19 protein-coding genes are annotated in these 22,334 nt (G+C 40.8%); 11 read left to right on the top strand and 8 right to left on the bottom strand.

Annotated elements, in window-relative coordinates; genetic code table 11:
- Positions 1 to 141 precede the first annotated feature (141 nt).
- Together lepB and KO473_RS00235 are read right to left on the bottom strand one after the other, a co-directional pair.
- A complete protein-coding gene (gene lepB / locus KO473_RS00240) occupies positions 142 to 675 on the bottom strand; it encodes a signal peptidase I (RefSeq protein ID WP_005805568.1) in 534 nt (177 codons plus the stop codon).
- Positions 676 to 1,258: 583 nt separating this feature from the next.
- Positions 1,259 to 1,696, bottom strand: a complete 438-nt coding sequence (locus KO473_RS00235) for a DUF2000 domain-containing protein (RefSeq protein WP_005805572.1) — start codon at positions 1,694 to 1,696, stop codon at positions 1,259 to 1,261.
- Positions 1,697 to 1,852: 156 nt separating this feature from the next.
- Between KO473_RS00235 and KO473_RS00230 the strand changes: the two genes are divergently transcribed.
- Positions 1,853 to 2,320: an Lrp/AsnC family transcriptional regulator gene (locus KO473_RS00230; RefSeq protein WP_005777087.1), complete on the top strand. Its 468-nt coding sequence runs from the start codon at positions 1,853 to 1,855 to the stop codon at positions 2,318 to 2,320.
- 108 nt (positions 2,321 to 2,428) lie between these two features.
- Here KO473_RS00230 and KO473_RS00225 read toward each other — a convergent pair whose 3' ends face one another.
- On the bottom strand, positions 2,429 to 2,752 hold the full coding sequence (locus KO473_RS00225; RefSeq protein ID WP_005777089.1) for a hypothetical protein: 324 nt from the start codon (positions 2,750 to 2,752) through the stop codon (positions 2,429 to 2,431).
- Between the two features lie 18 nt (positions 2,753 to 2,770).
- Positions 2,771 to 3,619: a helix-turn-helix transcriptional regulator gene (locus KO473_RS00220; protein ID WP_005805577.1), complete on the bottom strand. Its 849-nt coding sequence runs from the start codon at positions 3,617 to 3,619 to the stop codon at positions 2,771 to 2,773.
- A 200-nt stretch (positions 3,620 to 3,819) separates the two neighbouring features.
- Here KO473_RS00220 and KO473_RS00215 point away from each other — a divergent pair, with 200 nt between their 5' ends.
- The 7 genes from KO473_RS00215 (at position 3,820) to KO473_RS00185 (ending at position 11,052) form a co-directional block, all read left to right on the top strand.
- Entirely contained in the window at positions 3,820 to 4,215 is a 396-nt protein-coding gene (locus KO473_RS00215) for a hypothetical protein (protein ID WP_005777091.1), read from the top strand.
- Positions 4,212 to 5,516, top strand: coding sequence for a DUF3440 domain-containing protein (locus KO473_RS00210; protein ID WP_005820060.1), 1,305 nt, complete (start codon positions 4,212 to 4,214; stop codon positions 5,514 to 5,516). Before KO473_RS00215 ends, KO473_RS00210 begins: the two co-directional genes overlap by 4 nt.
- Complete coding sequence (locus KO473_RS00205; RefSeq protein WP_005777096.1) at positions 5,513 to 6,058, top strand: ParB/RepB/Spo0J family partition protein; 546 nt, start codon at positions 5,513 to 5,515, stop codon at positions 6,056 to 6,058. Before KO473_RS00210 ends, KO473_RS00205 begins: the two co-directional genes overlap by 4 nt.
- A gap of 338 nt (positions 6,059 to 6,396) precedes the next feature.
- Positions 6,397 to 6,963 carry a DUF3575 domain-containing protein gene (locus KO473_RS00200; RefSeq protein ID WP_005777098.1) on the top strand — a complete coding sequence of 189 codons (567 nt, stop codon included), beginning with the start codon at positions 6,397 to 6,399 and terminating at the stop codon, positions 6,961 to 6,963.
- A gap of 25 nt (positions 6,964 to 6,988) precedes the next feature.
- The gene (locus tag KO473_RS00195) at positions 6,989 to 8,440 is read left to right on the top strand and encodes a DUF3868 domain-containing protein (RefSeq protein WP_032541415.1); all 1,452 of its coding nucleotides are present in this window, start codon (positions 6,989 to 6,991) and stop codon (positions 8,438 to 8,440) included.
- Between the two features lie 38 nt (positions 8,441 to 8,478).
- On the top strand, positions 8,479 to 10,038 hold the full coding sequence (locus KO473_RS00190) for an Mfa1 family fimbria major subunit (protein WP_122130811.1): 1,560 nt from the start codon (positions 8,479 to 8,481) through the stop codon (positions 10,036 to 10,038).
- A gap of 33 nt (positions 10,039 to 10,071) precedes the next feature.
- A complete protein-coding gene (locus tag KO473_RS00185; RefSeq protein ID WP_005777106.1) occupies positions 10,072 to 11,052 on the top strand; it encodes a FimB/Mfa2 family fimbrial subunit in 981 nt (326 codons plus the stop codon).
- Positions 11,053 to 11,166: 114 nt separating this feature from the next.
- Here the strand turns inward: KO473_RS00185 and KO473_RS00180 are convergent, their stop codons facing one another.
- Complete coding sequence (locus KO473_RS00180) at positions 11,167 to 12,126, bottom strand: hypothetical protein (RefSeq protein ID WP_032530214.1); 960 nt, start codon at positions 12,124 to 12,126, stop codon at positions 11,167 to 11,169.
- 248 nt (positions 12,127 to 12,374) lie between these two features.
- Entirely contained in the window at positions 12,375 to 13,334 is a 960-nt protein-coding gene (locus KO473_RS00175; RefSeq protein ID WP_032537476.1) for a hypothetical protein, read from the bottom strand.
- A 243-nt stretch (positions 13,335 to 13,577) separates the two neighbouring features.
- Between KO473_RS00175 and KO473_RS00170 the strand changes: the two genes are divergently transcribed.
- The 3 genes from KO473_RS00170 to KO473_RS00160 all read left to right on the top strand — a co-directional run bounded on the left by KO473_RS00170 (position 13,578) and on the right by KO473_RS00160 (position 16,135).
- Complete coding sequence (locus KO473_RS00170) at positions 13,578 to 13,895, top strand: hypothetical protein (RefSeq protein ID WP_005805595.1); 318 nt, start codon at positions 13,578 to 13,580, stop codon at positions 13,893 to 13,895.
- A gap of 139 nt (positions 13,896 to 14,034) precedes the next feature.
- Positions 14,035 to 14,973 carry a UDP-glucuronic acid decarboxylase family protein gene (locus KO473_RS00165; RefSeq protein ID WP_005777113.1) on the top strand — a complete coding sequence of 313 codons (939 nt, stop codon included), beginning with the start codon at positions 14,035 to 14,037 and terminating at the stop codon, positions 14,971 to 14,973.
- A gap of 34 nt (positions 14,974 to 15,007) precedes the next feature.
- Positions 15,008 to 16,135, top strand: a complete 1,128-nt coding sequence (locus tag KO473_RS00160; RefSeq protein WP_005820074.1) for a response regulator — start codon at positions 15,008 to 15,010, stop codon at positions 16,133 to 16,135.
- A 140-nt stretch (positions 16,136 to 16,275) separates the two neighbouring features.
- Here KO473_RS00160 and KO473_RS00155 read toward each other — a convergent pair whose 3' ends face one another.
- Both KO473_RS00155 and KO473_RS00150 read right to left on the bottom strand, forming a co-directional pair.
- Complete coding sequence (locus KO473_RS00155; protein WP_122130809.1) at positions 16,276 to 19,149, bottom strand: PD-(D/E)XK nuclease family protein; 2,874 nt, start codon at positions 19,147 to 19,149, stop codon at positions 16,276 to 16,278.
- Complete coding sequence (locus KO473_RS00150; protein WP_122130807.1) at positions 19,146 to 22,319, bottom strand: exodeoxyribonuclease V subunit beta; 3,174 nt, start codon at positions 22,317 to 22,319, stop codon at positions 19,146 to 19,148. The genes KO473_RS00155 and KO473_RS00150 overlap by 4 nt, the downstream gene beginning before the upstream one ends.
- Positions 22,320 to 22,334: the final 15 nt, after the last annotated feature.

The following is a 22,334-nucleotide window of genomic DNA, read 5'->3' as shown; positions in this document are numbered from 1 at the left end:
TTAGTTCATCTGTATCGTTGAACAATGGGCTTTAGGTATACAAAAAATTCGTTGCGCTTAAGTGATATCAACTTTAACCTATTTGAAGTTCTTGCTATTCATTGTTTTGTGGTATGATAAATCGGGGATATCCTCAGATGTTCATTTTCTTTTTGCACTTTTACCGATAATTGAATCCGCAGCTATGCATCCTTGCGAACGGCTGTCAATTGAGCCACTTCTGTAATCCCCTGCAACGAAGTAGCTGCCCGCCGGAACAACAATCGCAGACGTGGTAGCCGTTGTCGAATCTATGGGTACAACGCTTTTACAGATGTTTACCTTTATGCCGTTGGGCAGACGTTCGCAATACTCTTCACATTCATCATCTTCATAGAAAAGCTTTCGTATAAATTCCCATTCGCACTTCTTGCCGTTAATGATACATTGCTGATCCTGAAAACGGATAGTGTCACCAGGCAGTCCGACAATTCGTTTAAATGCCCTCTCCTGAAAGCCGGGTATATATGAATAATATGCGATCACATCTCCATAAGTCAGGGAGTCTACCGGAATAAGACTAACCACTTCACCAACTTGATAGTTCGGATACATTCCGGTACTACCCAATTCAACTTTTTGACTACATGCTACCAATATCAATGGTACGACAAGTGAATACAATCTCTTTCTCATAAGTTCAACTTTTATTTATTCAGGAATTCGTCATGGTTTAGATAATATTCAATAGCTTTTATGTAATCTTTATATAATGTTTTAAGATTTAACTTGTATTGAAAATTCAATATTCCTTCGAATGTTTCAACATCGACCAACGAACGTATATCCAAATTGGATGCCTGTTTGGTAAGCAAATATAACGATTGTTTTTTATGGCATAGTAGAATATGCCAAATAGTTTGGACTATTGTGTTTTTTTCAAATGATTCTGATTCTTTCTGTTGTGTTGCAATGTTCCGGGCATACATTGGAAGCCGGTGTTATTCCCAAAACTGTGTTCTCTGCAATAAAATACAGAGAACCTCCGCATAATCCTGCAAGGAAAAGAAGTAATTCATCCTTCGGGCAATTAGCCCAAAGTTTTCCGTGTGATATTATCCATATACATGAATAAGCTAAAATAAAACGGCATAATAGAATCTCTACCAGTGGTAATCTTTCATTGATTAATACTTTGGCAGAGACAAAAATGGTACCCTGTATAACAACCGTCAGTAAAGAGATAATAGGGTATAGTATATTCTTACTTTTATACATTTTATCTGATCAGGCTTAAACAGCCGGTTACTTTATTTATAATTTTCTTCTCGGCACAAATTCCAATGCCAATGTAGTGCAGGTCTGCTTCATTGGCACTATACATTTCCCGTTCGTATTCATCATAAGTTTTAGATTGTTGAGCAATAGTAGAAAAATCGACTAATACCAGCTCTTCTATTTTTAAAGAATTGAAGAGCTTACGGATTTCTTTTATCTTTTCTTGCGAAGCTCCAAGTATAGGAATTGGGAGTTGGGTTATGCCTAAATGTTTTTCGCCTTGTTTATCGTATACATCATGACTCACAATGTTATTGACTTTACACCCAAGTGTCATGGACAAGACACTGGCAATGTTAGCTACTATGCCCGTAGGTTGGGCGTTATCAATCACTAAAACACATTTGTGTGTGGCACTTGAAAGATTCTTTGTTTCCATATATTTATATTGCTTTTGTGTTTGCAAAGTTATCTATAATGGATTATTTTCCTATATGTCGGTTTAAAATACGATATTATTCCTATATTTGCTTGTTTTTCTATTCTATTTTCCTGAAAAGGAGAACTTAAACCATTTAAAATAGGAAAAAAGACTATGGGGCAATTAGACAAAACCGACATTGAAATACTTCAGGTATTACAGAAAGACGCTAAGGTAAACACTAAGGAGCTTTCAGAGAAGCTTCATATTTCCAAAACTCCGATATACGAACGCATCAAACGGCTGGAAAATGATGGCTATATAAAAGGGTATGTTGCTTTGGTAGATAATAAGAAGATAGGACTGCCGTTAATTGTCTTTTGTAATGTCTCTCTGGCAGTTCATGATGACGAACATATTAAACGTTTTCAAGAAGAGATAAAGAATATAGATGAAATTATGGAATGTTATTCTACCGGTGGTATTTACGACTTCTTCATTAAAGTAGTTTTAAAAGATTTGGATGCTTATAATCAATTTGTTTTTGAGAAACTGACTAAGGTACACGGTATCATTAAAATGCAGAGCTCATTTGTTTTGAGTGAAATTAAACATACAACCGTATTAAATATCGATAAATGATTTATAAGGGGGGGACTAACTATAAAATAAGAATTTTCCCCTAATATTTGAATATCCAATGTACTGTTCTGCAGTGCCTTTCTTAGTGAGACGCTGTGATAATCGATTTTATGGAGGGAGTAATGCTTTCCAATTCAGGAAGATATTTTCATCTTCGTTGAAAGGAGGAAGCAAAATTTTGATGGAGTCATCCATCACGGATGTCGGATATTTCTTTTCAAGCTTTTTTATAATTGTTTTTTTTACTCGTGCTATGGCGTAACTCTCTTCAGGCTGCACTCCAAAGAGTTTTCTTACTTCGATTTCCGGGAAGAGCATACATAACAAGAAAGCCGACCATTCATAAGTATACCAGTAGCCGTTGACGTAGTTCAGATAAATGCCATTTCTGTTATTTTGTTCCCGTCGCAATACAAATTCTATTTTTTCCATTTTTCGGGTCAGGACTTCTTATTCTGCAATTTTTTCTCTGAATTCACTTGGAGTGATTCCAAGCTTTTTTTTGCAATAGGTGGTGAAATGTGAGGGTGAGGCAAAGTGAAAAGTTCGGGCTATCTCACTGATGGGTATATCGCGATTAGCTAATTGCCCTTTGATGTGGCGTGTTTTTTGGGTGAGAATCCAATTATAGGGAGTATCATGAAAACAACTTTTAAATTTACGGTTGAAAGAACGTTCGGAGCAATGATATAGTTGTGCAAACTGTTTGATGTTTCGTACTTGTCTGTAATTTGCGAGTACGAAACTCTTGAAGTTTAGATCTCGTCCTATGATAGGCATCAGGAAATGTGCCATTTCTGTCTGGTTGTAGAATGTTCCGAATGCCATGAATACCTCTTTTTGTTTTAATTCGTGTATATGGCTACACTGAACCTTCTGTTTTAGATAGTAGCAAATACTATCCAACACATGTCGCAATGGGGGATAGATAGGTAAGGAGTAGAAATAAGTATTTTCGTATTCAGAGTGAATGGTAAGCGATTCGATAGACGTCTTATTATAAAGATTTATCTGGTTGTCAAAGAATAGCAATACAAATTCTGTCTCTGTCATGCTCTTGCTTTTATTCGGGTCGTTTTGGGGAAAGAGAATCATGTTTCCTTCAGCAACTTGTTGATTGTGGAACTCACTGCAAGATGTCAGGAGTTCTCCTTTTAAAAGAAATAAAATGCACGAGTGATGATGATTATCTACTTTAAAATCGCCTCCTGAAAAGAGTCTTTGGTGAATAAAGCATATGTTGTAATCAGATACATAATTGAGGCAAGTGGTGTGTCGTTTTATATGTAATAATTTCATAGTCAAGCTATTTCTTATTTTAATAATTATATAAGAACAAAAAAGGAAAGCGGGAAGTTTTATATTAAAAAGACACAATGTTTTATAATCGTGCCATCTTTTTTCTTTTTGGTTTTTTATAGTTATATCTGCATTTTGCTTTCATTTTTTATCTATTTTTGTCATTTGCATAGATTATATACCAAAAGGGCTTTGATACCATGATACAAACAATACAAGTGCAAGGAACAGAAAAACGCTTATACCAACTTATAGCTCCGTTAGTGATGAATCCGGATGTTTTGAGTGCAAATAATAATTATCCTTTTAAAACGACTGAACACTATGTGTGGTTCATTGCTGTAGATAAAAAGTCTGTTGTTGGCTTCATGCCGGTGGAGCGGAGGAGAAGCGGTTGTGTTATCAATAACTATTATGTCTGTGATGATAACCGTGAAACACTCTCTTTATTAATTACCACCACCTTGGAGGCAATCGGCTCGGAAGTACGGTTGTGTGCCGTTGTCATGGTCGAGCATCAGGCAGTGTTTGAAAAACATGGGTTTATAGTAGAGAAGGCATGGAAACGTTATGTAAAAATGCAAAAAGATGAATGATGATTAAAACAGCAACTACCCCTAAAAATGTATATGAGTTAGCGCAGGAACGTTTGCGTATCATTTTCAATGAGTTTGATAATGTCTATCTTTCCTTTTCGGGGGGTAAAGACAGCGGGGTGTTATTGAGTTTATGTATTGATTATATCCGTAAGAATAACCTGAAAATAAAACTCGGGGTTTTCCATATGGATTATGAGATACAATATAAAATGACAATTGATTACATTGCCCGTATGTTGGAGGACAATAAGGATATTCTGGAAGTATATCGTGTCTGTGTACCGTTCCGGGTAGCAACCTGTACATCCATGTATCAGTCTTTCTGGCGTCCGTGGGAGGACAGCAAAAAGGAATTGTGGGTACGTCCGATGCCTGAGAATGCCATGACGAAGGAAGACTTTCCTTTTTATAATATACAGATGTGGGACTATGAGTTCCAGATGCGTTTTGCCTCTTGGCTGCATACTAAAAAGGATGCCGTGCGTACTTGTTGCCTGATTGGTATCCGTACACAAGAAAGTTTCAATCGTTGGCGTTGTATCTATCTCAATCGTAAATATCAGATGTATCATCGCTATCGATGGACCTCAAAGGTGGGAAACGATATCTTTAATGCGTACCCTATATATGACTGGAAGACAACGGATGTATGGACAGCTAACGGGAAATTTAAGTGGGATTACAATAAACTATATGATTATTATTACTGGGCAGGAGTTAATCTGGAGCGTCAGCGTGTAGCCAGTCCGTTCATAGGTGAGGCGCAAGAGAGCCTGGCACTTTATCGTGCTATTGATCCGAATACATGGGGGAAAATGATAGGCCGTGTCAATGGGGTCAATTTTACGAGTATGTATGGAGGAACTCATGCGATGGGATGGCAGTCCATCAAACTTCCGGAAGGATATACCTGGCGGGAATTTATGTATTTCCTGCTTTCCACTTTACCCGATCGAACCCGAAACGGATATCTTCGTAAGTTGCAGGTCAGCGTTCAGTTTTGGCGTACAAAAGGAGGATGTCTGAGTGACGAAACAATTCGTAGACTGAATGCGGCAAAAGTGCCTATTATCGTTATGGATAGCTCCAACTATAAAACGAACAAGAAACCGGTTCGTATGGAATATCAGGATGATGTCGATATTCCGGAATTCAGGGAAATTCCCACTTACAAGCGTATGTGTATCTGTATCTTGAAAAATGATCATGCTTGCAAGTATATGGGATTCTCTCCGACGAAAGAGGAGATGAGTAAACGAAATCAAGTAATCGAACAATATAAAAACATATTGCAATGAGTATAAAGAAAAGTCCGGTATATAATGTAATTGCGGTTCCGGTTGAAAAAGTACAGGCCAATGATTACAATCCCAATATAGTGGCTCCTCCGGAAATGAAGCTCCTTGAACTTTCTATCTGGGAGGATGGGTTCACTATGCCTTGCGTTTGTTATTATGATAAGGAGAAGGATATTTATATCCTTGTCGATGGTTTCCATCGTTATTCTGTGCTGAAGACCTCCAAACGTATCTTTCAGAGAGAAAATGGGATGTTGCCTGTAGTGGTGATCGACAAAGATCTTTCCAATCGTATGAGTTCCACTATCCGCCATAATCGTGCCCGGGGTACACACAATATAGAATTGATGTGTCACATTGTTGCCGAACTGGATAAAGCAGGCATGTCCGACCAATGGATAATGAAGAATATTGGTATGGATCGGGATGAGTTGTTGCGCTTAAAGCAAATATCGGGTCTGGCTGATCTGTTTGCCAACCGCGACTTTAGTATTCCTGAAGAGGACCAGCCAGGAAATGTCGATAAGAAGCCTGCCCGTTAAATTAGTCTTTCAGGCATAGATTTTACAAGTATATATCCCATCGTTGGCGGGCATATTCTGTGTAGAATCTATGCCTGTTTTTTTGCCCCTTCTTTTTGCCCGGATCGCAACATACTGCTGTTTTATTTGCGGAAAGCGAAACTACGCAGAACTTTCCCCTCCCTTTTTTACATTTAGCAACTTCATTTCATTAAAGCCTCATTATTAGAATTTTTATTATTCTTTTTTCTTCTATAAGAGAAATGAATACAATTCCCGGAATGATACAATTCCGCGATATTTGTCATGTTCATTTTGAGCAAGTTTTTTAGTCAGTATATATAATAGAAGAAACGAGTATGAAAAAGCTAATTCTGTTTGGAGCCGCAATATCGATTTCAGTAGCCATAAGTGCACAGCATGTCGCTCTGAAAAACAACCTTCTGTATGATGCTACCACTACACCGAATCTGGCATTGGAGATAGGGCTGGGCAAGAAAACCACACTCGACCTGTATGGCGGTTACAATCCGTTTACGTTGGGGGGGAACAAGCGTTTCAAGCATTGGCTGGTACAGCCGGAATTTCGTTACTGGACCTGCGAACGTTTCAATGGAACCTTTTGGGGATTACACCTGCATGGGGGTGAATTTAGCGTGGCCGGTATCCATTTGCCTTTTAAGATGTTTCCTTCACTCAAAGATCATCGTTATGAAGGGTATTTCTATGGAGGAGGCGTCAGTGTGGGACATCAGTGGGTGCTGAGTAAGCGTTGGAGCCTGGAAGCCTCGGTCGGAGTGGGATATGCTCATTGGGTATACGATAAATATCGTTGTGTGAACTGTAGCCCTAAAATAAAGAGTGGACATAAAAATTATGTAGGTCCTACTAAAGTAGCTGTCTCTTTAGTCTATTTTATTCGCTAAGTTGAATTTTTTTAAAATGAAAGATATGAAAAGGTTTTATTTTCTGATATTGGGTTTTGTCCTTTATAGCATGGGCATTCAAGCGCAAAATACTTATCAAGGTCATATCGTTTTTGGACAGCATCATGTAGTCCGGAAGGGAGGGGAGTTGAATCTGGATGTATCCCTTGATTTGGAAACCGTGAAGTTGGGTAGTCAGCAAATGGTTGTACTTACACCGATTCTGCAATCTGCCGGAGGCGGGGAACAGAAACAGTTTGCTCCTGTAGTGATTGCCGGACCCAAGCGATATCGGGCCCTGAAACGAGCTTTGGCTTTTGGCTCTGCTGATTTTGATACGCTTCCTATGCTTGTCGAAAAACGGAAAAACGGAATGCCCCAGATGGTGAATATCCATCTCAGGTTACCATATGATGAATGGATGCGGCAGTCAAGATTTGTTTTCCATGAAAAAGTGACCGGTTGTGCCGATTGTGCTGTCGGGCGGGATGAGCATATTGTCATGACATCGGTATTTGACGAAGTGTTTACGCCCCGGTATGAATTGAGCTATGTAACTCCACCGGTGGAACCGTTGAAGCAACGTAGCGAGACGTATACGGCCCGTCTGAATTTCGAAGTAGATAAACACGTTTTGTTACGCAATTATAAGAATAATGCCAATGTACTTGGTGAAGTAGATCGGATTGTCCATGAGATACATAATGACTCCAACCTGACTGTAACGGAATTTAAGGTTACAGGCTATGCATCACCTGAGGGCAATTACAATCGTAACATGAAGTTGTCGGAAAATCGGGCATTGGCGTTGGTCGGTTATTTGCGGAATCGTGGGGGAGTTGACAGGTCTTTGTTAACCGTTGATTGGAAGGGAGAAGACTGGACAGGTCTGCGTAATGAAGTCGCAGCTTCTCGCCTGAATGATAAAGAGGTTATACTCGCTCTTATCGATGGGGAGACTGATATTACCCGGCGAAAGAATCGGTTGCAGGCTTTGAATGGGGGCGTTACCTACCGAATGCTATTGCAAGACTATTATCCGCCTTTGCGTCGTAACGAATACACTATTGCCTATGTGGCACGTGCTTTCAATGTAGATGAAGCAAAAGAACTGATTAAAACAAAACCCCGGTATCTCAGTCTGAATGAGATGTTTCTTGTAGCCGATACCTATCCCAAGGATAGCAAGGAGTTTAAAGAAGTGTTCGACATAGCTGCTCGTATTTATCCCGATGATCCGATAGCACAGCTTAATACGGCGGCACTCGAATTGGAGAAGGGTGCTGTAGATGCTGCTATTATTCGTCTGCAAAAGCTGGATATGCCCGAAGCGTGGAATAATTTAGGAGTGGCCTACCTGATGAAACAGGAATATGAGAAAGGAGGAGAATATCTGGAGAAAGCAATAAATGCCGGTATACAAACGGCAGTATACAATATGGGGCAGTTAGCGGCTTGGCTAAAAACCCAGGAGTGACCAATAAATGTATTTATTAATTAAACAATTGTAGAACTATGAAAGTAGAATGGAAAAAACTAATGTTCGGCCTCGTAATCGGAGCCGGAATGATGATGATGGCATCTTGTAGCGATGAAGAGAATTTTGACCCTGGCGGCAGTCCCGGTAAAGAAGTGCCGGAACCAACGGAGAAAGCGTTTCTCTCCATGCGCTTATCTACCGGTTCGTTGGCCGGTACCCGGGTGGCAGTCGACCCGACAACCTCGGGACGTACAGAAGAACAGGTGGTAAATCATGTACGCATGGTGCTGTATGAAACCAAGAATAATACGGTGCGATACTCTTGGGATCTGAATGTATCTACTGATGGAGTGAATGAATTTACCGGAGGAGATGTAGTCAGAGGAGAAGACGTGCCTTCGGCTACTCCTACAGTGAGCCGTTTTGTGACGGTGGGGCGTGAAGTGGTGAAGCAGGACTATGAATTGCTTATTCTGATCAATCCTCCCGGCGAATTACTGGAAATAACCGAACAAGGAAATCCCAGAAGTTATTTATCACGTGCTGCCAACATGACAAAAGAGTCGTTGATACAGCCTTATGGTATTGCCGCAGACAATAACTTTTATATGACCAACCATCAGGATCTTATTTTTGTTCCTGAAGTAGAGCTGAAGGATAATCAGCGGATGGCTGAGGAAAATCCGGTGAGGGTAGAAGTAGAGCGTGCAGTAGCAAAAGTGGTTGTTAGTGGGGTGCCTGAAGTAGTGCCGCACGGAGACCGGATTGATAATTTGAAATGGGGGCTGGATGTAACCAACCAGTATACTTATTGGATGCGTAAAATGACTTTTATCGCTAATTCGGGTGGTGTGCCGGGCGAAATGGAACAGCTCAATAGCGGATATAGGGAAGAACGATATGCCGAGGACCCGAACTTTACCGGATTCAGTGCATGGAATGGTGGAAATCCTGCCGGGCAATTTGAATACCTGTCCGGAACTCCGGAGTTGACGAAGGATTTTGATGATTATGATTATACTCTGGAAAATACAATGGAAGCTGTTGAACAGCGCCATGACGTTACTACCCGCGTAGTGATCAGTGGTACTTATACACCGAATGGCTTTGGATCGGTGGCAACTCGTAACAGTGGTGGCATCAGCTTCTACTATTTCAAAGGTAATGCTATCAGAGTAGAAGCCATGAGAGACATGGTGAATGACAGGAACCTGATTCCTCAGGAATTGCGTGACGCCGGATTGGAACAGGCTATCAACGATGTACTGGCATGGAATCCGAATGCGTTTAACTCGCCTACGGCTTCATTTTCGGTGGGTGGCCTTAATTTCTACTATGAAGGAGTGTGCTATTATACTGTCCTGATTCGCCATTTCTCCAATAATATGGTACCCGTACTGATGGGATATGGACGTTATGGCGTAGTGCGTAATAACGTTTACCAACTTAGCATCAATAAGATTATTGGTCCGGGACAGCCGGTGATCAATCCTCCGGGAACAGATCCGGATGATGAAGATACCTCTTGGATCTCGGCAGATGTCAACATTATGCGGTGGTATATCCGTAATCAGAATGTAGAGGAACTTTTATAAATTCTTTCTTATTTAAACTAAACTGAAGTAGCTATGAACAGATTTATCGGATACATACAGGTTGCATGTTGCTGCCTTCTGCTATGTGCTTCCTGCGTCAGAGACGGGATGGATGAAGATTGCAACTCTTATGTCCGCTTTGTATACGACTACAACCTGGAATACATAGACCTGTTTCATAAGCAGGCAACCAAGATGAACTTGTATGTATTCGATGAAAAAGGCGTATTTGTGACAGAACTTGAAGAAAAATCCGGTGCTTTTGCACCGGATTATCTGATGACTTTACCTCAATCCATGGCAGGCAAGAAGTATATTTTTGTTGCTTGGTCCGGATTGTACGGCGAGTCGTATGATAAGGTTGCACTCACTCCCGGAGTATCTACACTGGCGGATCTGGAGGTCAGCGTCAATAACTTGAAAACCCGGAGTGGTGGGGGAGTGGTCGATAGGGAACTCCATCTGCTATGGCATGGCAAGCAGGCAGAAGTGTCTCCGCAATATAATAATGATGTCACTACTGTCTCGTTGCTGAAAAATACGAAAAAATTTCGCATTATCATGCAAATGCTTGATGATAGCAACATTGATGTGGATGATTATGATTTTCGGATCGTTTCACCCAATGGAAGGTACGATCATGAAAACGGGCTTTTGGGAGATGAAACGGACGAGAAAGTAGAATATACTACTTACCATACCGAAAACGATTCTGAAACCGGAGCTATAGCCGAACTGAACACATTGCGACTGATGACTGACAAAGAAAACAGATTGGTTATTACACATAAGCCATCGGGCAATGTGATTCTTGACATCTCTCTGAATAAGTATCTCAACGCGTTGAGGCTTCAGCAATATTCTGATTTACCTCTGCAGGAATATCTGGATCGTGCTGATAAGCATGGTATCATTTTGTTCTTTAAGGGCATGGATAGCAATGGAAACTATATTAGTGTGGATGTGCAGATCAACGGTTGGTTGATTCGGAAACAAGAGGTCGATGGAGTTTAGGTGGGAGGGTGTAGCCATCTGGGGCGGATGGCTACACCCAAACGTCGGGATGGCTACACCCTATATACTAAAGGGCGTAGCCATCTTTTTTATGCATATCTTCGTCGGGTAAGCTTATAATGTGTCGATAAAACTTTTTTGCTGTTCAAGAAAGCTGATTCTTTGTGCCTCTCCGCTCTCTGAGATCAGTGTAGAGTGTCTTTTTAACGATTGTATCCAATCTTTTTGTATCCCGCAAATTCGTGGGCTCTGAGAATCCATCGAATTAATGGAATATACCCGGAGGAGACTGATCTGGAAATCTTTCTTTTCTATATAGCTATAGGTTGCCTCAAAGTCGATATTCGATAAGTAAATGGCCACTTTGTTTCCGTTACCGAATTCTCCTTTTGCGGATATTTGTTCCAATTCATGCAGCAACAGTACCAGTTCGTTTTTTAAATGCATCAGGTCTGTTTCCGAGATCAGATTTAATCCGGCAAAGTATTTCATTTCTTTCACGAACGAGTAGAATACGTTACTATCCCATATGAAACAAGTCTTTCTGCACGCCTTAACTGCTTCACTCAATAACTTGTGGGCATTTACCGCTTTGACGGGTATTTGCATACCCGACAAGTTGTTAGGAGTACGTATTTTCCCGTTCTGATAAATCCATCTGCATAAACGGAACTTCGATAGGTATTCATACGAAGAATAAAGAGTAAAAGGGATCACATTGGAAGCCGTATATATCTTCGTACTACTGTCGTCCTTTACATAATTGAAGATGCGAAGATAACGCTCTATAATTTCATAATAACTCTCCAGGGGATCGGGTGAATGCAGCAAGTTCAGGTCGAAAGTCACCCGGTTTGACTGGTGGTTCCCAATAATCTGGTCGATTGATATCCCCAGTTTACATGAAACCAGTGCAACCTCGTCGAAAGTGAAGGCTACTTCTCCCCGTAATCTTCGGTATACAGCTTCTTTTCCCATGCATAGCGCATCTGTCAGATAGTTAGCCAGATTTATTCCCCGGGGAATCCGTTCTTTCATTGCTGCAATAAGCTCGTTAACGATATAATTTTTCATAACTGCCATTTGGGTTATTGATTAATAATATTGTAATAATTGTAATAGCTTGTGGCATATACAAATATAGAGTAAGTAACCCGAACTTTTGTGTGGCATATCATGTGTGGAAAAAAGAGGGTATTTCTGATTGGGAAATAATTGTCGGAAAGACAGGTTGGGAATGAAAAAAAACAGATGGCAATGCCACCTGTTTTCGATAATTGTCACTATTCTCCCCAATTGTTTCGTTTTTCGTTTTAAGAAAGTTACAGGGTGTTTATTATTTCACGCTGTTCTTTAAAGAAGCGTATACGTTGCATCTCTCCGCTTTCGGATATTTGTGTTGAGAATTTCTTGAGTGACTGCACCCATTCTTTCAAACTGCGGAACATGCCGTCATCCTGGGTAGTAATGGCATTGATAGAATATATACGTATCATGCTGATGTGACTGTTGCTGGTTGCCACATAACTGTAAGTGGCGTCGAACTTAATATTCGAAATATAGATGCGTACATCATTGCCGGTTTCGTATTTACCTTTCCCGGCGAGTTCCTCCAATTCTTCCGTCAGAAGTAGTAAATCATCTTTTATCATTTCTTTATCTTCTTCAGATATCAGATGGATTTCCGAGAAGAACTGTATGTCTCTCACAACATGTTCAAAAACGGTATTATCCCAGATGTAATCTGTAGTTCTCATCTGCTGTGTCATGTTGACGAAGTCTTTTTGGGCATCATATATTTTGTGTGGAATCTCCAGTTCGTCAAAGTGTTTACATCTGATATTTTCGTTCTGATACATCCACTTAAACAAACGGAATTTCGAAAGAATATCATGCTTGAGATATAGTGCCTGAGGCAAAATATTCGATGACGTTGCCATTTCTGTTGTAGGGTCTTCACGGATACTGTCGAATGCATTGACATATCTTGTGAGGATGTCATGGTAAGTCTCGAATGTGTTACTATGGTGTACTACATTAAGATCGAATACTGCGTTATTGCTGAAACTCACACCAATCATTTTGTCGAGCGATATTCCTAATTTTCTTGAAATGACAGCAGCTTCTGCCAGTGTAAATGGTACTTCTCCACGCAGGCGGCGATAGATAGCCTCTTTACCTATATATAAGATATCCATCAATGTATTTGCCAGATTGGCTCCGGCCGGAACTTTTTCTTTTGCGGCTTCTATTAAGCCTGTATTTAATTCGTTTATTATCATAGCCTTTGTTTCTTTGTTTAACATATTTGCACCCTGGCTTGTTTCGGTATTCGCAACTATTTTTTCATTTGCAGCCTCTATTTGCATAATAAGTGAGTTGATACTGCTTAATGTAGATAGAGAGAAAGCATTTCTGAAACAGAAACATTCTATCGGTCACGAATATCTTCTGATCCTGGTGTAGCTTTGTATACACCGAGTCGGAAGTTCCGTTTTTATGTTAAACCCCTAAAAATGATTATTATGGATTTAGAAAAAGTATTATTTAGAGAAATAGACAATAAAAGCCGTATTTTTTTGTATAAGGAAGGAGATTGTTGGAGTGCACACGATAATTCGGCGCGTCATCTTTGTTTTTTGTATTCGCAGTTCAATGCTTTTGATCGTATTTATCATGCATATGAGATTGTACTGAAGTGTGTTATGCTGAGTAATGCCATGATTGAGAAGTTTGTTGAACACACATTGGTACAGACGGGTCGAGCAGATGAAATGGAAATCAGCATTCCGGAAGAAAAAAAAGCGGAATTTGAAAGCTGGCGCAGCACGTTCGGAGTATAAATGAATTTTTAGAATTGGCGGCTTTTTATTAAAAATATGTGTTCGGAAAACTTGCATATTTTAATCAAATCGTTTACATTTGTGCAGATCTAAATGATAGAGGGCGCACGTTTGCCCTCTGTCATTATAAAATAATTACATGAAAAGAATCTTAGTTAGCGGAGGTGCCGGGTTTATTGGCTCACATCTCTGTACTCGGCTAATCAACGAGGGACACGACGTCATTTGTCTGGATAATTTTTTTACCGGATCAAAAGAAAATATTATCCATTTAATGGATAATCACCATTTTGAAGTGGTACGTCATGATATAACATTCCCATATAGTGCTGAAGTAGACGAAATATACAATCTTGCCTGTCCGGCTTCTCCCATACATTATCAGTACGACGCTATTCAGACCATTAAAACATCGGTGATGGGAGCTATCAATATGTTAGGATTAGCCAGAAGGCTTAATGCTAAAATTCTGCAGGCTTCGACCAGTGAAGTTTATGGTGATCCGGAGGTACATCCGCAACCGGAATCTTATTGGGGAAATGTCAATCCGATAGGTATCCGTTCTTGTTATGATGAAGGGAAACGCTGCTCTGAGACCCTTTTTATGGATTATCACCGCCAGAATAACGTACGTATTAAAATTGTTCGTATTTTCAATACATACGGTCCACGGATGCTGCCCCATGATGGGAGAGTGGTTTCTAATTTCGTCATTCAGGCGTTGAAGAACGATGATATAACTATCTATGGGACCGGTGAGCAAACCCGTAGCTTTCAGTATATAGATGACTTGGTCGAAGGTATGATTCGGATGATGAATACGGATGATGATTTTACGGGACCTATAAATCTTGGTAATCCCAATGAATTTTCCATGCTTCAGTTGGCAGAGATGATTATCCGGAAAACCGGGTCGAAGTCAAAGATAACTTTCAAACCTTTGCCTCATGACGATCCTCAACAGCGTAAGCCTGATATTAGTTTGGCACAGGAAAAGCTGGGATGGCAGCCTACAATTTTGTTGGATGAAGGTCTGGATCGTATGATTGATTATTTTAAAAAGAAGTACACGTTATAATAAAATAAGAACTCAAGATTAAAGCTACATAAAGATGAATATGGAAATTAATCCCTCGGAATATAAAATTCTCATTGTAGACGATGTAATGTCAAATGTCCTTTTGCTGAAAGTATTGTTGACCAATGAGAAGTTTAGCATAGTGACAGCCAGTAATGGAACCCAGGCACTGGATCAAGTGAAAAAAGAAAATCCGGATTTGATATTGTTGGATGTGATGATGCCGGACATGAGCGGTTTTGAAGTCTCTCAGAAATTAAAGGCTGATCCCGAAGCAGCTCATATTCCAATTATCTTTTTGACAGCACTGAATAGCACTGCTGATATAGTGAAAGGTTTTCAGGTAGGTGGTAATGACTTTATATCTAAACCTTTTAATAAGGAAGAGTTGATTATCCGTGTCACACACCAAATTTCTTTAGTAGCAGCCAAACGTATTATTGAAGCTAAAACGGAGGAGCTTAAAAAGACTATTATCGGGCGTGATAAGCTCTATTCGGTTATAGCTCATGATCTTCGTTCGCCTATGGGATCTATTAAGATGGTACTTAATATGCTGATCTTGAGTTTGCCCAAAGAAAGAATAGGTGAAGACATGTACGAACTGCTGACCATGGCTAATCAGACTACTGAAGATGTATTTTCTCTGTTGGACAACTTGTTGAAGTGGACAAAAAGTCAGATAGGTAAACTTAAAGTTGTATATCAGGATATTGACATGGTTGAAGTTGTGGAGGGGGTTGGAGAGATCTTCTCAATGGTGGCCGGTTTGAAGAATATTCATTTGCGTATTGAAGCACCGGAACATCAGGCTGTATATGCTGATATTGATATGATAAAAACAGTTATACGCAATTTAATAAGCAATGCTATCAAATTCAGTAATGAAGGTTCTGAGATCCTTATAAAACTAGAAGATATGGATGGAATGTCAATCGTTAGTGTGAAGGATAGCGGATGTGGTATTGATGAAGAAAGTCAGAAGAAACTATTGCACACCGATACACACTTCAGTACTTTCGGGACTAATAATGAAGAAGGTTCGGGACTTGGTTTGCTGTTGTGCCAGGATTTCGTAGTGAAGAATGGAGGTAAGTTGTGGTTTACTTCTGTTAAGGGTGAAGGCTCAACTTTCTATTTTTCTATTCCACTGAAAAAATAAGGCTTCAGCAGTTTGGGTGGATCGTTTGAGAATCAGACTATTCAAGTAGATAAAAATGGTGCAGACTATATTTCTAAAAATAAGTCTGCACCATTTTATTTTGTCTGATTCATTCGTGTGATTATACCAGTGGGAGCTTTTTATCGTTTACACATAGCTTTAAAATCGCAATATTCGCATTTCTTTAGATCCTCGGTTTGGGTGAACTCCTCTTGGTCGTTGTATATTTCCTCAAGTAGTGCCAATAGTCGTTCGCGGAACTCTTTTTCATAAACAGAAAAATCATCGACAGGTAGTTTGGGTTTGCGTGCTTCTCCCATTTCAATTACAGGAGAGTAGCTTTCGGAAGCTGCCCGATGGATATATAATAGAGAAGGAGCCACCTTTAATGTTTGTTGGCGTGCCATGATGGCGGCATAAAGGAAGGTTTGAAAAATATAGTTGGGACGCCCTTCGGCAGGTGTGAATAGTTGCTCCACATTCGCCGGCACTTTGGGGCTTCCTCCGGTTTTGTAGTCCACAATCCGAAGTGTACCTTCTTTACTGTCCATACGGTCAATCGTACCTCCGATCTTTAATGATAACATTCCTTTGGGGCCTTCTATCTGGATATCTTCCGTTACTTTCTGTTCCATACCTATCATTCGGAAAGGAGCATATTGCAGATCGTTACGTAACAACTGGCGGAGATAGGAAGTGATAACCTTTGAGTTTATTAACTGTACTCCGTTATACTCGGGCTTTTCGTCAAGAGGAACGTGAAAAAATTCTTCTTTGAAAGCTGTATCGACATAATTTTGCAGACGGACATTATCGCGCAACAAACGTTCAATATCTTCTTTGTGTATTTCTTGTTTGTGGGCTGTCAGGTCCAGATAGGCTAATTGAGCCGAACGGTGGAAGATAGTTCCGAACAGAGCGGAATCAATCTCTGCACTGACTTCATCGGGGGCCTTGAGACGTGCCACGTAACGGAAATAAAACTTCAGTCGACAGTCGAGATATGTATTCAGTGCCGATGGAGAAAGCATCAAGGCATCGGCGTTATGTGAGAAATCGTAGGTCTGGTATAAACGATCAATGATTTCCGGTGTTTTTGTGATACGGATGTCCCGGCTGTTTTGTGGTGATTGGCCTGCTTCCAGATATTCACGGCTGATTTCATGTGGCCATTCGATCAGAAACTGTAGCATAAAGCGTGACCATTCTCCCCGGTTTAGTCCATCCGATGAAGTGTTATACATCAGGGTGATATTTTCTGCCCGCTGAATCAGGCGATAGAAATAATAGGCATAAACTGCATTCTTGTGTTCAATGGTAGTCATGCCGAAAGCCTTACGTAGGTTATATGGAATAAACGATGATTCGCCTCCCGATTTAGGTAACTGTCCTTCATTAAGCGAGAGGAGGAGCAGATTACGAAAATCAAGATTGCGTGTTTCCAAAACTCCCATTATCTGCATTCCTATGGCCGGTTCACCATGGAAGGGGATATTGGCGGCATTTAATATTTTGTTCAGCAGGCGTTTCAGAGTATCTATACGCACTTGCAATTCACCGTTGTCAATCAAGTTGAGTAACCTGTTTACCAGAGTGAAACTCTTAAAAAGAGATTCACGGTACAGTTGGTTGAAAATATCATCATTCTCCTGCTCATGACGGTATAGAATAGATACCTCTTTCAGTAATTCCGTTATGTAAATACAGAGCTCCCGAATGCCATTACGGGGAGTGAATAATAAATCCAGAAACCTGTCTTTCTTTAATTCGGAAGGAAAAGGATAAAAGCGGTTGGTTTTAGTGAGTTCCCGTTGCAATGGTTCGGCATTGTCCGAAAGACGACGGGTATACGGATGTTTTAATATAGTTTGTACGGCCTCATAAGTGTATCTTCCTGATTCTGTACGGTATCCGCTGGTTTGCAGTTCGAGTATGGCATTGATAAAGCTATATACCGGCGTTTGTGCCAGTGGAAATCCCATGGTGATATTAACGTTCCTTACTTCTTCCGGGATGGAATGCAAGACAGGAAGGAGTAAGGCTTCATTACATAGAACGACAGCATTTTCTTTTTCTTCACTACTCAGGTTCTCCCTGATCCATTCGGGCAGATAACGGGCCTGAGCATTTTCGGTGGGTGAAGAGATAAAACGGACCTTCTTGGGTTTTCTCAATTCATCAAACAATTCGGCCGGAAGCTCGTTGGGGAACAGTTTGAGATTACGATTTATAAATTCTCCGGCTTCGTGGCGTTGTTTGTGTTGTGAAGGAAGTTGAGTATAAAATACATCGTAGTCCCAATAGAACAGGGCCTTTCCCGTACTCTGCAATTGCCGGAAGAAGTGGGTCTCTACTTTGTTCAGTACATTGAAGCCGACAAATACGTAACGATCGTACTTCAATGATTCAGGCTCAAGGTGTTCAATGACGTTCCGGTAGAGCATACCTTCATATGCAAGTCCTGATTCTTCCAGATTCCTTCGGTACTGACGATATATATTACCCAATTTATCCCAAAGTGAGATAAATTTCTCCTTTAACAGTGTTCGCTTTTCAATAGAGAAATTCAGGAAAAACTGTTGGATCGCTTGTTCTTGCTCTTCGTCGAGAAAGTTGTAATCGTCCATGACGTTTTTCAGGTCCTGAAGATTGGTAAATAGCTTGTCGGCATCAACCATATTTTTGTCCACGTCATCGAAGTCGCTTATCAGTAGCTCACCCCAGAAGTAGAAATCGTCAAGTGATTCTTCGCTTTTCGTTTCTTCATGGAATACCTTGTAGAGTTCACATACCAGACGAATCGGATCTCCTAACTTCAAGACTGAAAGCTGTTGGAACAGTTCGCTGATGCTCACATAAGCAGGTGACCAAAGTGGTTGATCGGATTGGTTGGCTAAATGCTCGTTAAAGAACAGGCTGGCACGTTTATTTGGGAAAACGATAGCTGTACGTGACAGATCGTTCCCTATCTTGCTATAGAGGTCCTGTGCGACCAATTGGAGAAATGTTTTCATACTTTTTCAATTATTTCTTCTTCCACATACCACAGATAGCCTGTGATGTTTTTATATCCCATTCGGGAGAGGAGTTGCATGTATCCTTTCACCTGTTTGTTGTACTTCTTATTTTCTTTACCAAACTTAAAATCCACTACGACGACTTGCCCGTCTTTCATCATCACTCGGTCAGGGCGCCTGGTTTGCAATACTCCTTTATCTTTGTAGATGATGGCGCATTCGTTAAACAATTTCCACTCGCCGGAATACCATTCCTGTACTTCAGGCAGAGAGAAGGCTTTCATGGTCAAAGTACGTATTTCCTCTTCTGTCTCTTTGCTGCCGATAACACCTTCGAATACCAGTTTTTGGATGGCAGATTCTATATCTTCTTTCGTTTCAATGGCAGAAAACAGTGTATGCAATAATTGTCCATGATTTATGAAGCGGTCATCCGATTCTTTTTCGGAAAGTCCTTTTATGAAATCGGCTGAACGGTTTGATTGCCGGAACTCAATATCCGGATGCATGGATTCCATGCTAACCGGAAGTTTCTCGGGTTTGCGTGTAAGCTTGTTGCCTGAATCGACCATTTTTTCATCTTCGGACGGGCAGAGGTCACCGAACTCATATACTTGCTCCTCGTCCCATTCCTGCTCCAACTTACAGGCTGCTTGCGGTAATGCTCCGGCCAATAACTCAGCCATTGTGTTTCTTTGTCCTTTCCGACTCCAGATAATCAGGTTCTTGCCCGCACGGGTAAATGCTACATAGAGCAGGTTCAGGTTGTCTACCCAAAGTTGCAAGCGCTCGTGCAAGTAGTCATTCCGGTATACCGATTCTGCCATCGCAGAAGAATAGTTTACCGGTACAATATCTAACTCGTTGAAAGGAGACTCTTGGGGTATGCACCAAACGAGTTGATTATTTGTTTCGTTTTCCATTTTCCAGTCGCAGAAGGGGAGAAGTACTGTATGAAATTCCAACCCTTTGGACTTATGGATGGAGAAGATACGTATGCCTTCTACTTCACCACTTGGTATTGTTTTACCAGATAAAGTTTCGTCCCAGTATCGGATAAAGCTGTCCGGATCTGAAGAGTGGCTTTGAAGATAATCGGTCACTGCATCAAAGAAAGCAAATAAATAAGCATCCTGCTTCTCGATGCGGTGCAACTCAAAGAGGTTGAAAAGTTCTTCCAGTAGTTCGTAGAGAGGCATCAGACGGAGTTCTGTCATCCTTTCCAGAAAAACAGAAGGCAATAGTTCTTCAGCCTTATGGAAGAGCAGTGAATTAAGATTGTTTTCGGTATGAAGTACTTGTAACTGATAGTTAGTTGCAAGTTGAGCTTTTACAATCCGATTTTCCGGATCGGAAAGATAGCGCAGGGCATCCAGCATCATGCAGATGGCAAGTGAAGCGTCAAGCCGGAAGGCTTCGTCAGACACAACCTTATAATGCAGTTGTTTGTCAAAGTAATCGGCAATGCGGGGGATACTTTTATTCTTTCTTACCAAAATGGCGATATCGTTCAGCTTTATACCCGATTGTATCAGATGTTCTACTTCCGTTCCGAGGCTGATAAGGGTTTGTTCGGTATAATCGTGTTTTTCATCTGATTCGAGAAACTCGACTTTAACGTATCCTTTTTGTTCGTTCCGGGGGGATTCTTGCTCTACATCAGCATATGCATTAATTAAAGGCTCACAAATGCTTCCCAATTGCTTATTGTGTATTTCGTTCAGATAATCTACAGCAGCCGTAAAGATACTGTTGTTGAACCGTATGATGTTGGTTTCACTTCGTCGGTTGGTCTTCAGTGTTTCTGTACGGATGGAAAAGTATCCAAGGCGTTTGTTCAATCCGTTCAGGATGCCCCAATCACCGTTTCGCCAGCGATATATAGATTGCTTGACGTCACCAACGATCAAGCTGTCCGCTCCTTGTGAGAGGCCTTCAAGAAGCAACAGTTTAAAGTTATCCCATTGCATCCGGCTGGTATCCTGAAATTCGTCAATCATCACATTACGGATGTTTGTTCCGATTTTCTCAAACACAAAAGAAGAGTCTCCGTCTTTTACCAGTTGATGGAGCAGAGCATTGGTGTCTGAAAGGAGAAAGCGATTGTTTTCACGATTTAGTTGACGTACCTCTTCATCAATATTAGCCAATAGTTGTACTTTGTTTAAATGTTGCATTGAGAGCCGGCAACTGTTTACAATCCGGTTATTGCGTGAGCGATGTTGCTCAGCATCTTGCAGAAGCGGCATTAAGATGGAGGAGGCTAATACGATAATGTCAGTATAGTATCTGGAAGTTTTGGCAGCCCAGTTTGTTTCGTCCTCCAGACATTTTACTACGGTTGCATTCGCTATTTCGTCCCCCAATATGCCATTCCTGAGCTTATTAAAGTAGCTTCCTATCCCTTTAGCACCGTTTTTTAAATCAGTTGGCTTTAGCGATTGGCTGGAAAGTACATTTTCAAACTGCTGAGCGAAATCTTTCATTTGTTCAAGAGCGGCTGTTTCCATCTCTTTTAATGTCTTGCGATACTCGCGGATTACATTCGGGTCGCGAAGACGTTGACGGAGACCGTCACCTTTTTCAATATACCCTTCATCAAAAATATTGCGTCCGAAATTTTTAATCTCATCCGAAACATTCCAGCGTTTGTCATCAGCAATGCGTTCGTTTATGTAGTCAAGTAGCCATGCCAATACCGGTGAATTAGGGCCCAATTTTTCAATCATACTGTCTACGGCATCACTTAATACTTCAATATTATTCAGCTCGATATTCAGGTTGGGACTCAGCTCAAGTTCGCGGGCCAGATTACGCATGACGGATTGGAAAAAGGAATCGATGGTTTCGACACGAAACCGGCTGTAATCATGGAGCATGTAGCTCAAAGCTATGCCAGCTGTTTTTCGTATTTCATCTTCCGAACGGCCTGTCTCAGCGATGATGCGTTTTAGGTACGCATCCGAGTCCGGGTCAGCTATATGTATTCCATATAGCTGACTGAGAATACGTTCCTTCATTTCGGCAGTAGCTTTATTGGTGAAAGTCACTGCCAATATCTGGCGGTAGGCACGCGGGTTTTGTATTAGCAACTTGATATACTCAGTGGCCAGGGTGAATGTTTTCCCAGAACCGGCAGAGGCTTTATAGACAATAAGTTCGCTCATTCACAGTTTATGTTG

The sequence above is a fragment of the Bacteroides sp. HF-4919 genome (assembly GCF_018860125.1).
Note: the sequence above shows the minus strand (reverse complement) of the source record. Positions and strands in the feature narration are given on the sequence as shown.

Coding starts and splice junctions, on each gene's coding strand:
- KO473_RS00225 (WP_005777089.1), bottom strand. CDS start 2,752: ATGGAAAAAATAGAATTTGTATTGCGACGGGAACAAAATAACAGAAAT.
- KO473_RS00160 (WP_005820074.1), top strand. CDS start 15,008: ATGAATATGGAAATTAATCCCTCGGAATATAAAATTCTCATTGTAGAC.
- KO473_RS00185 (WP_005777106.1), top strand. CDS start 10,072: ATGAACAGATTTATCGGATACATACAGGTTGCATGTTGCTGCCTTCTG.
- lepB (WP_005805568.1), bottom strand. CDS start 675: ATGAGAAAGAGATTGTATTCACTTGTCGTACCATTGATATTGGTAGCA.
- KO473_RS00150 (WP_122130807.1), bottom strand. CDS start 22,319: ATGAGCGAACTTATTGTCTATAAAGCCTCTGCCGGTTCTGGGAAAACA.
- KO473_RS00235 (WP_005805572.1), bottom strand. CDS start 1,696: ATGGAAACAAAGAATCTTTCAAGTGCCACACACAAATGTGTTTTAGTG.
- KO473_RS00215 (WP_005777091.1), top strand. CDS start 3,820: ATGATACAAACAATACAAGTGCAAGGAACAGAAAAACGCTTATACCAA.
- KO473_RS00165 (WP_005777113.1), top strand. CDS start 14,035: ATGAAAAGAATCTTAGTTAGCGGAGGTGCCGGGTTTATTGGCTCACAT.
- KO473_RS00175 (WP_032537476.1), bottom strand. CDS start 13,334: ATGATAATAAACGAATTAAATACAGGCTTAATAGAAGCCGCAAAAGAA.
- KO473_RS00220 (WP_005805577.1), bottom strand. CDS start 3,619: ATGAAATTATTACATATAAAACGACACACCACTTGCCTCAATTATGTA.
- KO473_RS00205 (WP_005777096.1), top strand. CDS start 5,513: ATGAGTATAAAGAAAAGTCCGGTATATAATGTAATTGCGGTTCCGGTT.
- KO473_RS00200 (WP_005777098.1), top strand. CDS start 6,397: ATGAAAAAGCTAATTCTGTTTGGAGCCGCAATATCGATTTCAGTAGCC.
- KO473_RS00195 (WP_032541415.1), top strand. CDS start 6,989: ATGAAAAGGTTTTATTTTCTGATATTGGGTTTTGTCCTTTATAGCATG.
- KO473_RS00155 (WP_122130809.1), bottom strand. CDS start 19,149: ATGAAAACATTTCTCCAATTGGTCGCACAGGACCTCTATAGCAAGATA.
- KO473_RS00170 (WP_005805595.1), top strand. CDS start 13,578: ATGGATTTAGAAAAAGTATTATTTAGAGAAATAGACAATAAAAGCCGT.
- KO473_RS00190 (WP_122130811.1), top strand. CDS start 8,479: ATGAAAGTAGAATGGAAAAAACTAATGTTCGGCCTCGTAATCGGAGCC.
- KO473_RS00180 (WP_032530214.1), bottom strand. CDS start 12,126: ATGAAAAATTATATCGTTAACGAGCTTATTGCAGCAATGAAAGAACGG.
- KO473_RS00210 (WP_005820060.1), top strand. CDS start 4,212: ATGATGATTAAAACAGCAACTACCCCTAAAAATGTATATGAGTTAGCG.
- KO473_RS00230 (WP_005777087.1), top strand. CDS start 1,853: ATGGGGCAATTAGACAAAACCGACATTGAAATACTTCAGGTATTACAG.